The following is a 12457-nucleotide window of genomic DNA, read 5'->3' as shown; positions in this document are numbered from 1 at the left end:
AGTAAACTATCTTTTAAGGGGGATATGTATGAAAAAAGTAGGAACTGCATTTTTAACAACTTTATTTATATTTTCATCGTTTACATCAGCAAATGCTGAAGAGAAGAAGGATAGTAAAGCGTTTATCGATGTATCTGCCGCAACACTTTGGACTGCGCCTGATTCATTACGGCCGATAGATGTACCGAGCGCTACAAATCCAGTTGATTTGTGGAAGTGGACGAAATCGATGACGCTTGACGAGAAACTTTGGTTAACAAATGCAAATAAATTAGAAACGCAAGCACTATTAGGTCAAGAAGTAACGGTTGTTGATAAAAAAGGCGACTGGGTGAAAGTGTTAGTCCATGGTCAACCAACACCACGAAACGAAGAAGGTTACCCGGGATGGATGCCTGAAAAACAATTAACATATAATCAAGATTTTGCAGATAAAACAAATGAACCTTTCGTATTAGTAACGAAACCGACAGCCATTTTGTATATTAACCCTTCTGAAAAACATAAATCGATTGAAGTGAGTTATAATACGCGACTGCCGCTACTAAGTGAAGATACAATTTCGTACCGCGTGTTGTTACCAAACGGACAGAAAGCTTGGCTACGAAAAAATGATGGAACGGTTTACCGTTCGCAAAATGATATTCCAACTCCGGCGGCTGATGATTTAATAAACACTGGAAAAATGTTTTTAGGATTACCGTATATATGGGCTGGTACGAGTGGTTTTGGATTTGATTGCTCTGGATTTACACATACGATTTATAAATCGCACGGTATTACTATTCCGCGAGATTCTGGTCCGCAATCGAGAAATGGAATTGCAGTTGATAAAGAAAATTTACAAAAAGGCGATTTAATCTTCTTTGCACATGATCAAGGAAAAGGTAGTGTTCACCATGTTGCTATGTATATTGGTGACGGAAATATGATTCACTCACCAAGAGCTGAAAGATCAGTTGAAATTATACCGCTAAATACACCAGGATATATAGAAGAATACGCTGGTGCTCGTCGTTACTTACCTTAAAAAATAGAGGGGGTTTTCAAATGAAAAAAGTTGTTCGTTACTCATTAGTTAGTACTCTATTAGTTTCTTCATTTTTAGTAGGATGCGCAAAAGAAAAAACAACGACAAAGCCGAAAGATGAAAAGAAAGTATTACAGTTACTAGAAACTGGTGAAATTCCGTCATTAAATTCAGGGAAAGTAACAGATGCAGTATCATTTAACGTTTTAAATAACGTAATGGAAGGATTATTCCGTTTATCGAAAAATGATGAAGTGATTGAGGCTGGAGCACAAAAATATGAAGTAAGTAAAGATGGAAAAACATATACATTCCACTTGCGTGAAGCGAAATGGTCTAACGGAGATCAAGTAACAGCACAAGATTACGTATACGCTTGGAAGCAGCTTATTAATCCGGATACTGCCTCTCAATATGCATACATTGCGTACGATGTGAAAAATGCGGAGAAAATAAATAAGAAACAATTAGGGTTAGAGGAATTAGGAGTGAAAGCGGCGGATGATAAAACATTCGTTGTAGAACTAGAACATCCAGTGCCGTATTTTACGAAATTACTTATTTTACCGTCCTTCTATCCAATTAACGAAAAGTATGCGAAAGAGCAGGGCGATAAGTACGGATTAGAAGCAAATAAAGCGGTGTATAACGGGCCATTTACATTATCAGAGTGGAAGCATGAAGCAAGCTTTACAATGAAGAAAAACGATAAGTATTGGGATAAAAAAGAAGTGAAGCTAGATGAAGTAAACTATCAAATTGTTAAAGAAATTTCAACTGCGGTAAATTTATATGAAACAGATAAAGTTGATAGAGCTGTCATTTCTACAGAATTCGTCGATAAATATAAAAATAATAAAGAGCTAAAACAATATACAGATCCGGTTATGTACTTCTTCCGATTCAATGAAAATGTACCGATTCTTAAAAATAAAAACGCAAGGCTCGCGCTAAGTACAGTGTTTGATAAGAAAGGACTTGCGACTTCATTTTTAAATGATGGTTCGGTTGCTGCTAACTATTACGTACCAAAAGGATTTTTAAAAGGTCCAGATAAAAAAGATTTTAGAAGTACAGCAGGTGAGTTTAATAAAACTGATGTAAAACAGGCGAAAGAATATTGGGAAAAGGCGAAGCAAGAGACCGGTTCAAATGAAGTGACGCTTGAGTTATTAAACTATGACTTAGAAAACTTCAAAAAAGTAGGAGAATACATTAAAGAAGAGCTAGAGAAAAACTTACCAGGCTTAAAAGTAAATGTAAAATTACAACCACACACGCAAAAACTAGCGTTAGAGAAGAAGAAAGAATATGAAATGTCATTATCACGCTGGTTACCGGATTATCCAGATCCAATGACTTACTTAGAAGTATTCCTTTCTGGAAGTAGTGTGAACAATACAGAATATGCAAACCCAGAATATGATGCGTTAATTAAGAAGATTAAAACAGAATTAGGTAATGATGAAAAAGCTCGTTGGAAAGCAATGCAAGACGCTGAAAAAATGCTACTCGATGATGCAGTAATTGCACCGGTATTCCAGCGCGGATTATCTTACTTACAAAAGCCGCATGTGAAAGATTTATATGTACATCAATTCGGTCCAGCTACAAGTTTAAAATGGGCAGATGTGCAGAAATAAAATTATGGGGAAACAGACTTCACGTATGTGATAGTCTGTTTTTTTGTGCAGTTTCAAATGTATAGACATTTTATATATTTTTTCATGTCTTAAAAATAAAATTATTAGTAAAATTCCAGTGTGAAATTTATGTAGAATCTTGTATAATTAACGTGTTTCTATGGAAACATTTTCTTGTGCTATTTATATAGGACTTAATAGAACAAGGAAAGAAATACATACATGTATATAATAGATAAATAGAATGGAACATGTATAGAGAAAAAGGAGAGAAATGATGGCGTGTCAAAAACAAGGGTTACAATTTAATAGCGATAGAAAGAGGAAGAGACGATGAAAATGAAGCATGCTTTTGGTCCCATAATTTTAGCGTGTGTGCTTTTTTTCATTATCATACTCATCCCATCGAAAAGTTTAGTATCACTTATTAGTGATAAGAAGGTAGAAGATGCAGCAACTTCCTTGCAAAAAGAAAAATTGCAAAGTGTTTTCTTACAGCAAAAAATGTTAGAGAATTCGCAGTATTTACCGATGTATGGTTCATCTGAATTTTTACGAATGGATGCATATCATCCGTCTAATTACTTCAAAGTAAATCCCGCAGGTTTTACGCCATATTTAATGGGGATTGGCGGTACACAAAGTTTAGCTCATATATTAAATATGACGTCTACAATGGATGAGTTAGAAGGTAAAAAAGTAGTCTTTGTTCTATCACCACAATGGTTTACAAAGACTGGGGTATCACAGGGGGATTTTACGAACAATTTCTCTAAGCAACAAGCATATCATTTTATTTTTAATGATGAAATAAATGCTGAAATGAAGAAGCAAATTGCGAAACGACTATTAGACTATAAAGTTGTTCAAAAAGATGATATATTAAAGCATTCATTAGAAGGTATTGTATATAATGATACGAAACATAACATAAAAGCAGGTTTAGTTAAACCACTTGCTTATATGCATCGAAATATATTAGATCATAGAGATTTATTTAACTCTTTATTTAAGATTGAACCGATGAAAGAAAAAACAAATATGGGGCTACGTTCAATTTCTTGGGTAGATGCACGTAAACATGCGGAGGAAGAAGGGAAATTGGAATCTACTACAAACACATTCGGAATTGAAAATCCGTATTACTATAAACATAATTTAAAGAAAAAATTAAAAGGTTTAAAAAACTTTAGAGCAAATGAATCGTATGAAGAATCACCAGAATATGATGACTTACAAATTGTTTTAAATATTTTTAAAGAGAAAAATGTTAAGCCACTCTTTATTTCTGTACCTGTAAACGGACCATGGTATGATTACGCTGGTTTCCCTAAAGAGCGCCGTGAAGTGTATTATAAAAAAGTTCGGGAACAAGTTGAGAATGCAGGATACCCAGTTGTTGATTTCTCTGGCCATGAATATGATAAGTATTTCTTAAAAGATACAATTCATTTAGGTTGGAAAGGCTGGATTTACTTTGATGAAGCGGTACAAAACTTTTATACTGAGAAATAAGTGTGGAGAAAAAGGAACGGCTATAAGCTGTTCCTTTTTTAGTACAGAGTATCTTGATGTGGACAATTCGGAAAGGCATGTATATCTTGAATTTGTCTAAAATCATAATGCTTCATTGCGAATTGAGCTTGATAAAGGTATTCATACACATATAATTGACCATCATGTGCTGAACATAATACACCAGAAGTACCTTGCCCGTTCATGAAAGAAATGCCGATAGGGCGTCCGATTAAGTATTGTATTTTTTGTTGCCAATGCATAGGGAAATCACTCCTTTTTGAGATAATATACGAAATGGACGAGTGAATTGTTGCTTATCCATGTAAATGTTAACTGAGGGGTTTTCTTGTCATTTCTAAAGATTAGTCAATTTAAACATAAAAAACCGCTATAGTTCGTAATGAATGTATAGCGGTTTTTATTTTTTATCTTAAGCAAGATTTTTACGTTTTTTCGTCCATTTTTTAATAATGAAGTATAAAAGAACGAGTATGACACCGCCAATTGCGAATGATTTCACATATGGCCCAGCAATATCATTAATATTCTCCCAATTTTCACCTAGTTTTTCACCTAAATAAATGAAAATGATAGACCAAGGAATGATTGCAAGTGCTGTTAATGTAGTGAAACGTAGTAATGGCATTTTTGTAATACCAGCAGGTATTGAAATCGCATGGCGTACTACTGGAATAAAACGTGCAGTGAAAATTACACCAGTTCCGTAACGATTAAACCAATCTTCAGCTGCATCTATTTGTTTTTTATGAATGAAAATATATTTTCCGTAACGTTCTAATATAGGGCGTCCACCGTATCGTCCAATCCAATAAATAAAGATTTGGGCAATAACACCGCCAATTGTACCGAATACAACGGCGCCTACAAATGAGATACTACCATTGAATACTAAAAATCCCGCATAAGCTAGGACGATTTCACTTGGAATAATTTCAATCATTAGCCCAAGCATAATGCCCCAATAACCTAATCCTTCAAAAAACGTTAATACTGAATGAATAAAACTACTTACCATTGTTGCACCTTCTAGTTTATGTATTTTTGAATAGGTGAACCATTTATTTAATAACATAAAAGGTTCACCATATGTAGATTATACCTTATTTATATAGGGGATTGCTATTTCAATTCTTTTATGTCTCTCATAGGTATTATAGTAAAGTATATAAGCCTAGTTTTCATGAAGAGATAATAAATATTCTCTTATCACTTAGACAGGTACTTCACTTTCAAATAACGAATTATAATGTTAATAAAATTTTTATAGAAAATTAACGTGATGAAGGTGAAAATATGAAAAAGGAATTATTAGAAAAGGCCTCATATCTACATAAAGCAGAATTAGAACAATTACATAAAGCTATATTAGTTTCCGAGAAAGCTCATGAAGGACAATTTCGCGTTTCAGGTGAGCCGTATATTACTCATCCATTTGCAGTTACAGAAATTTTGTTAGATTGTAAGGCGGATATTATAACTTTAGTTGCAGCGTTATTACATGATGTGGTGGAGGATACAGATTATACAATTGAGTATATACGTGATATATTCGGTAAAAAAGTGGCTGATATTGTAGAAGGGTTAACTAAAATTGATAAAAAACAAATCCCTAATAAAGAAGAGTATGAAGCAATAAACTTAAAGAAATTATTGTTAGCTACGCAAGGAGATATAAGAGTAGCTATTATTAAAGTGATAGATCGTCTACATAACATGAGAACTTTACAGGTGAAAGCTGTAAAGAAACAAATTCCTTATGCAAATGAAACACTCAAAATTTTCGCTCCGATTTGTAAAAGGCTAGGGATATTTCATATTCAACACGAGTTAGAAGATTTAGGCTTTTTTTATCTTAATCATTCTAAATATAAGGGAATGAAAATTCTTTTACAAAAGTATGTTAAGTTGTTAGAGGATTTGTCTCAAAATATCATGCAAGATATAAATAATTTTCTAAATACATCTTTAATATTTGAAGTTGACTATGAAGTAAGCCCTATTTATACAGCTTATTCTCGTCTCCAAGATATTCAAGATATTACAGCAGTGTCAAAAATAATTATCACGGCCTCAAATAATTTAGACTGTTATAAAATATTAGGAATTATACATCAGCTATACAAACCAATTCCATATCAATTTGAAGATAATATAGCAATTGAAAGTGATGTATTAAACAAATACTTAAAGACCAAAGTGGTAATCAATAACCATGAAATAATGATATGTATTGAAACAAAAATAAATCAGGAGATACGAGATAAAGGGGTATTTCATATTCTTACAAAAAGTATAACTGATAAGGATATGCAAAATATAATTCATAAATTGATGGATCATTTTATTAAGACAAATGATCTAGTAACTCAAGATGCGATTGAATTTTATGATTTAGTATCATATGAACTATTCCAAGATAACATTGTAGCATTTACTCCTAAGTTAGATTCCGTGAACTTACCGCAAGGTTCTACTGTAATTGATTTTGCTTTCGCATTAAAACCTGAGATTGCTAAATATATGTCAGGTGCTAAAGTTAATGGTATAAATAAATCGATAACAACGAATGTTTCACATCTAGATATCGTTGAACTTTTGGTAACTGAAAACACTAGTAATGTGGAACAGGGTTGGTTAAGTTTTGCTAATAGCTCAAAAGCTCAAATCGAAATTTGTAAAGAGTTACAAAGATGAAGGAATTAAATTTATCGAGAAAATTTGTTCGAAATTTAATAGAATGAAATATTCATTTTTGAATTAATAATAGGCGCTTATTGTTTTTTATAATTAATACTTAGAGAAACAAGCATCCACCTGTTCTAAATATATAACAGGTGGATGCTTGTTTTCATTATAAAAAAATAGAAGCATTTCTGCTCCTATTTTTTACGGTTTCACTTCTAAATTTTGTAAAAATAAAGTTGCTGTTACGTAACGTTTCGCTAACATTTGTACATAAGCGGTATGTACAGAAAGTGTCGCAATAATAATAGCGTTACGAATTGCTTCACGTTGTTCGTTATTAACCTGATCGAACTTGCTTGCAATTTTATCAGCTCTTTCTTTCACGATATTTTCAATTGTATGGATTGTATCTGTTGCATTTAGTTGTAAGCAATTACCTTGATTGAGTTCTTCAAATAGAGAAGAGTATGCTCCATATAAATGAACAGGATTGATTAAGTCATCACTTCGATCGGCTGGGTCATTTACGATAAGGCGTAATAGCTTACGAATGGATTCAAAATCAAGTGCTGTTTTTAAATCTTCAACAATGAATAGTAAGGCTGCTTGTTCAATTGAATATTTTTTTCCTTTTTGAGGAGAGCCAATCATTTCTTTTATATCTCGTTTCACCCAGTTTTGCATGGCCGTTACTGAGAAACTTGTATTTTCAATTTGATTTCCAAGCGCAACTATTTCATTTAATGAAAAACCAACGTCCGTATCTTCAATCTTAATTAGTTTTTCAAAAATAGGTGAAAGTGCGGTAGTAATAAAAGCAGTTACGCTTTGTCCGCTTTCAATATCTTTTTTATGTGACTTTGCCCAAGCTTCTTGTAAAATACCGAGCGGCTTTTTCGTATTCCATCCTCTTAATGATAGAAGGAGGGTTGCCATTTCGTTTCGTGTGAGATGAAATGTTTCCATCTTTTCACCTCCAAAATAATAAAAAGTTCTTATGAACTTATAATATGTTTTGTTTCATTTAAAGTCAATTCAGTTTTGCTTAATTTTTCCTTTGTCACTAAACTGTTGGAAGTAAATAATGCTTGCATATTTCGACAAAAGTTCATATAATGAGTTCATAAGAACCTTTAAATGTTCTTAAAAATAAATCTATCATTCTGAATTTACTAGAAAGGTAGATTTCACATATATCTATATAAAAGGAGAATGGATATAATATGTTGAAAAAACTTGTAGCAGTCATGACAGCATTCATGGTTATCTTTGGAGCTAGTAGCTTCATGTTTGTAGATCACGCAGCAGCGAAGAGTTACAAATCTGGTAAAAAATCATACACACCAAGTTCTGGTCAAAAGTCAAAAGTTGATTTGAACAAAAAAGATAGTAACGTAAATTCACAAAAAACGACAACAGATTCAAAAACAAAAGCAACAAACACAGCGCCGAAAAGTAATAAAGGAAGCTTTATGAAAGGTTTATTACTAGGTGGTCTTGGTGGTTTACTAATGGGTAGCTTATTTGCAAATATGGGAGCTCTTGGTTCTGTATTAGCATTTATGGTAAATATGTTAGTAATGGCTGGTATTGTAATGTTAGCAATTCGTGCATTTAAATACTTCAAAGATCAACGTAAGAAAAAGGCAGATGAAGTAGCATGGAAACAATAAAAATTTCTGAACAAGAATTAATAAATGCACTTTGCGTATATATCGCTGAAAAAAGACAAGTTGGTCCAGAAGAAGTTTTAGTTGAATTAATGTATGACGATGATTACGGTTTTTCTGCTGAAGTAGAAGTAAATGATCGCAAACAAATTTTAATTCAAGCGAACTTAATCGAAGCACTACGCTTATTGCTTGACAGAGAATATAATGTCAATTCATTCGCAGCAAGATTACAACTTGAATTAGATGATGAAGAAGGCATTTACGCATTAGCAAAGTTTAATAACTCAGATGAGTAGAAAAAAGAGCTGTTGAGAGTAATCTCAGCAGCTCTTTTTAGTATGTGCATATGCCAGGGAATAATCACGCCAAATTTCATTCATTTTGCTTCTACCAACATCAACCATCGGGTTAAATTGAATGGCAGCTTGTTGTCGTACGGTATGTACATGTTGGATCGCCTGTTGCAAGTGTTGTTCAACCGAATGGGATTTTGTATTTGCTTGTTTTACGATTGAATATCCAGCAACTGTTCCTTGTGCCATCGCGATTTTTCCGCTTTCAATGCCTGTTATATTTCCGGCTACAAATAAACCGGGAAGAGGGGTTTCCATTGTTTCGGAATGCAGTGGAACATGTCCGCCTAATTCCGGAATGTAACGGAAAGGACAACCAGCTACAGCGGCTAGCTCAGCAAGAGGGTATAAGCCACCAGCAATACAAACGAAGTCTGCCTCATATATTTGTTCCGATCCAGTTATGATGTTTCCTTTCGTATCAATATTAGCAACGCGTACACCTTCAACTTGATCTGTACCGATAATTTCAAGAGCTGCTTTTCGAAGGTGAAGTGGTGTGCCATTTATTTTCATACCGTTATTTGGATAGAAGTTTAATCCAGCTTGTTTCGCCCAATTATATTTCATCAATCGACTACCTATACGTAATAAAGGCGAAGGGGCAAGGTGTGCAGCATGTAATAGAGAGTTTAAAACTTCTTCTGGTTCACCAGCCTTTTGACTTAATTCACTTTTTTCAGGAAGTACGATCTGTTCCACTTTAATTCCCGCTAATTGTAATTCATTTAAAATAGCGAAGGACAAAATGTTAGCGCCAATAATTACTCCTTTTCGCCCAACTTGAACGCGATGTACATTTGTCATTACTTGGGCTGCACCAATCGACATGACTCCTGGAAGTGTCCAACCAGGAAGGGGGATTGAGTACTCAGCAGCGCCAGTAGCAAGTAAAACGAACGGTGCTTCTAACGTACCGATATTCGTATGTACGAACCAAGAACTTTCATCTTTATCTAAATTATAGACGGAAATACCACATCGAATATCAACTGAAAGTGATTTTGCTTCTTCGTGAAGGCGTTTTGATTCTTCTATTCCGTTCCACCATTCTCCAGTAGGTTCTTGATGTAATTGTCCGAGCAATCTTCCGCCAGGCTTCATAAATTCATCAATAACAAGTACATTTAGTCCAAAACGAGCACAAGAGATGGAGGCTGACAAACCTGCTGGTCCAGCACCGATAATAATGACATCGTTCATCGCTTTTTCACCATCTCTCTCACGATATTTGGATGCTGTTTACCACTATCAACTACCATATCTTTTTCTACAACAGTTAAGCATGCTCGTACGTTCGTTTGATTGTTTACTGTCACGCGGCATTCAGAACAATGCCCGATATTACAGTAAATACCTCGCGGCGTTCCGCTATCTTCATGTACTCTTAATGTTCGTATCCCGTTTGCAAGTAAAGCCGCCGCAATGGTTTCATGTTCATATGCTTCATATTGTTGCCCGTTAAATTGGAAAGTGATGCGCTTACTACTATTTAAACTCCCTAAAATCGGGTGGTGTGTAATTCTATTCATTGATTTTCACCTACCGCTCCAAAGGTAACTGCGCGCACGGGTGGTTGATATTTTAATGGAATTTCATTAGTGTTTACGTCGGGATTTGCACTTTCAATCATTCGATCTATCATCATTCTACATGTGCGGCCACCGCAAAATCCCATGCCAGCACGTGTTCTTAGTTTTAATTCTCTTGCCGAGCATTTATATTCAGCAATTGTCGATTGAAGTTGTCCGTATGTAACTTCTTCACATCGACAAACAATTAAGTGATCTTTATTCGTCATATGTATTCCTCCTCTAGTTCGGTTTGCACAAATTATTATGCAAAAACTATGCCAAAATAGAGGAGGAAGGTTTATTGTAACCCGAGTTTTTTTAGGCGGTTATATAAAGTGGCCCTCGTAACACCGAGCTGTTTCGCACATTCTAATTTATTCCCATTCAAAATACGTAAAGCCCTCTCAATGACTTTTTTCTCATGTTCGTCCATCTCTTCTTGCAAAGAGAGAATTGTATTATTGTTGCTGAGTAATAGGGAATGAGCCGTATGATTGTCTAACGTTTCAGTTGTATGAAATGGTAAATATTCTTGTTTTATAATACCGTCAGTTGCAAATACGACAAGTCTTTCAACAACGTTTCGGAGCTCGCGAATATTACCTGGCCAATTGTAATGAAGCAGTTCATGCATAATGCTTGAAGGCAAGTCACGAATTGGTCTGTTATAGTTGATTGAAAAATCGTTTAAGAAAGAATAGGTCAATTCAATAATATCTTCGCGTCTTTCACGCAGCGGTGGAATATGCAAGCTAACTACATTTAGGCGATAGTATAAATCTTCTCGAAACGTGCCTTTTCTCATTTCTTCTTGTAAATCACGATTTGTAGCAGCGATAATGCGGAAATTAATATGAATCTCTTTCTCTCCACCAACTCGGTAATATTTTCGTTCTTGTAGTACACGCAACAGTTTTACTTGCATATCGAGCGGCATTTCTCCTATTTCATCTAGAAATAATGTACCGCCTTGCGCGAGCTCTATTTTACCCTTTTTGCCTTTACTACTTGCACCAGAAAACGCCCCGCGTTCATACCCAAATAATTCACTTTCAAATAACGCTTCTGGAATGGCGCCGCAGTTAATTGAAATGAAAGGTGCCTTAGCTGATTCACTTGCTTCATGAATCGCTTTTGCAAATACTTCTTTTCCAACACCACTTTCGCCGAGTATTAAAACAGTTGATTTCACCGAACAAACTTTTCTAGCTAATTGAATCGTTCTTTGTATAACAGGGCTTTTTCCATTCATCGCAAGGAAAGGATCGGATTCATCTTTGTACTTTGCAACCTCCTGTTCTAAACGGTGCATTTCATGTGACATATTAAATAGTTTTTCATTTAAAGCGACTTGATTTGTTACATCAGTTTCTGAAACGACAGCTCCGATAATTTCATCGTTACAATACACTGGATTTGAATTAATTAATACGAACAAATCTGGACGAGGCTGATGGAACTGAGCGATTATGCTTTTTCCGTCATGTAATGATTGCAAGATTTCTAAATCTTTATAGTCAAAAAAACGAGTGATAGGTTGTCCAATAATTTCAGTATGGTTGACCGAAAAAATCTTTTCGGCGCCATCTGTCCAAGTGCGAACACATTCTTTATCATCGATAACTGTAACAGAAGAATCCGTTGTTTGTATTACGGTGTTATAAAAAGATTGTAGTTCATTGTAAGTCTTAACAAGAAACGGAATGATTTGTTGAGCCGTTATACAGCATATAGGCTCTTTATTTCCGTTCATGATGATAATGAATCGTTCATTGGAAAACGCGTTAATTAAAGCGTTAAATGAATCATCTTCATGTATAACTGCACAGTTATATTCTTTTGTAGTAGAAGGGCAGTAATAAAATGTTTCGCCAACTCGCTGAATAGGTTGCATGTTGTATGTACGATCAATTGATAAAGTTTTTAGAAATTCTTTTATTGTAGGAAATGAGAATGCCAT

Annotated in this window: 13 protein-coding genes; 6 read left to right on the top strand and 7 right to left on the bottom strand. The window is 34.5% G+C overall.

The genetic code is table 11. From position 1 onward, the window contains the following. Positions 1 to 28 precede the first annotated feature (28 nt). The 3 genes from J0835_RS13665 (at position 29) to dltD (ending at position 4188) form a co-directional block, all read left to right on the top strand. The gene (locus J0835_RS13665) at positions 29 to 1030 is read left to right on the top strand and encodes a C40 family peptidase (RefSeq protein WP_087980702.1); all 1002 of its coding nucleotides are present in this window, start codon (positions 29 to 31) and stop codon (positions 1028 to 1030) included. Positions 1031 to 1050: 20 nt separating this feature from the next. Further along, positions 1051 to 2673 carry a peptide ABC transporter substrate-binding protein gene (locus tag J0835_RS13660; protein ID WP_087980701.1) on the top strand — a complete coding sequence of 541 codons (1623 nt, stop codon included), beginning with the start codon at positions 1051 to 1053 and terminating at the stop codon, positions 2671 to 2673. A 333-nt stretch (positions 2674 to 3006) separates the two neighbouring features. Further along, on the top strand, positions 3007 to 4188 hold the full coding sequence (gene dltD, locus J0835_RS13655; protein WP_087980700.1) for a D-alanyl-lipoteichoic acid biosynthesis protein DltD: 1182 nt from the start codon (positions 3007 to 3009) through the stop codon (positions 4186 to 4188). A gap of 38 nt (positions 4189 to 4226) precedes the next feature. Here dltD and J0835_RS13650 read toward each other — a convergent pair whose 3' ends face one another. Both J0835_RS13650 and J0835_RS13645 read right to left on the bottom strand, forming a co-directional pair. Continuing rightward, the gene (locus tag J0835_RS13650) at positions 4227 to 4451 is read right to left on the bottom strand and encodes a hypothetical protein (RefSeq protein ID WP_087980699.1); all 225 of its coding nucleotides are present in this window, start codon (positions 4449 to 4451) and stop codon (positions 4227 to 4229) included. A 170-nt stretch (positions 4452 to 4621) separates the two neighbouring features. Next, entirely contained in the window at positions 4622 to 5227 is a 606-nt protein-coding gene (locus tag J0835_RS13645; protein WP_087980843.1) for a DedA family protein, read from the bottom strand. A 278-nt stretch (positions 5228 to 5505) separates the two neighbouring features. Here J0835_RS13645 and J0835_RS13640 point away from each other — a divergent pair, with 278 nt between their 5' ends. After that, the gene (locus J0835_RS13640) at positions 5506 to 6906 is read left to right on the top strand and encodes an HD domain-containing protein (protein ID WP_087980698.1); all 1401 of its coding nucleotides are present in this window, start codon (positions 5506 to 5508) and stop codon (positions 6904 to 6906) included. A gap of 192 nt (positions 6907 to 7098) precedes the next feature. Here J0835_RS13640 and J0835_RS13635 read toward each other — a convergent pair whose 3' ends face one another. Then, entirely contained in the window at positions 7099 to 7863 is a 765-nt protein-coding gene (locus J0835_RS13635) for a DUF1836 domain-containing protein (RefSeq protein WP_087980697.1), read from the bottom strand. 257 nt (positions 7864 to 8120) lie between these two features. Here J0835_RS13635 and J0835_RS13630 point away from each other — a divergent pair, with 257 nt between their 5' ends. Next, positions 8121 to 8570 (top strand): hypothetical protein, encoded by a 450-nt coding sequence (locus tag J0835_RS13630; RefSeq protein WP_087980696.1) that lies wholly within the window; start codon positions 8121 to 8123, stop codon positions 8568 to 8570. Continuing rightward, entirely contained in the window at positions 8558 to 8866 is a 309-nt protein-coding gene (locus J0835_RS13625) for a YxcD family protein (RefSeq protein ID WP_087980695.1), read from the top strand. Before J0835_RS13630 ends, J0835_RS13625 begins: the two co-directional genes overlap by 13 nt. A gap of 24 nt (positions 8867 to 8890) precedes the next feature. Here the strand turns inward: J0835_RS13625 and J0835_RS13620 are convergent, their stop codons facing one another. The 4 genes from J0835_RS13620 to J0835_RS13605 form a co-directional block, all read right to left on the bottom strand. Further along, positions 8891 to 10126 carry an NAD(P)/FAD-dependent oxidoreductase gene (locus J0835_RS13620; RefSeq protein WP_087980694.1) on the bottom strand — a complete coding sequence of 412 codons (1236 nt, stop codon included), beginning with the start codon at positions 10124 to 10126 and terminating at the stop codon, positions 8891 to 8893. Continuing rightward, positions 10123 to 10455 (bottom strand): (2Fe-2S)-binding protein, encoded by a 333-nt coding sequence (locus J0835_RS13615; protein ID WP_001080017.1) that lies wholly within the window; start codon positions 10453 to 10455, stop codon positions 10123 to 10125. The genes J0835_RS13620 and J0835_RS13615 overlap by 4 nt, the downstream gene beginning before the upstream one ends. After that, positions 10452 to 10724 carry a (2Fe-2S)-binding protein gene (locus tag J0835_RS13610; protein ID WP_016087518.1) on the bottom strand — a complete coding sequence of 91 codons (273 nt, stop codon included), beginning with the start codon at positions 10722 to 10724 and terminating at the stop codon, positions 10452 to 10454. Before J0835_RS13610 ends, J0835_RS13615 begins: the two co-directional genes overlap by 4 nt. 71 nt (positions 10725 to 10795) lie before the next feature. Next, a complete protein-coding gene (locus tag J0835_RS13605; RefSeq protein ID WP_087980693.1) occupies positions 10796 to 12457 on the bottom strand; it encodes a sigma-54 interaction domain-containing protein in 1662 nt (553 codons plus the stop codon).

The sequence above is a fragment of the Bacillus cereus group sp. Sample62 genome, from assembly GCF_036851315.1.
In the GTDB taxonomy this organism is placed as follows: domain Bacteria; phylum Bacillota; class Bacilli; order Bacillales; family Bacillaceae_G; genus Bacillus_A; species Bacillus_A wiedmannii.
Note: the sequence above shows the minus strand (reverse complement) of the source record. Positions and strands in the feature narration are given on the sequence as shown.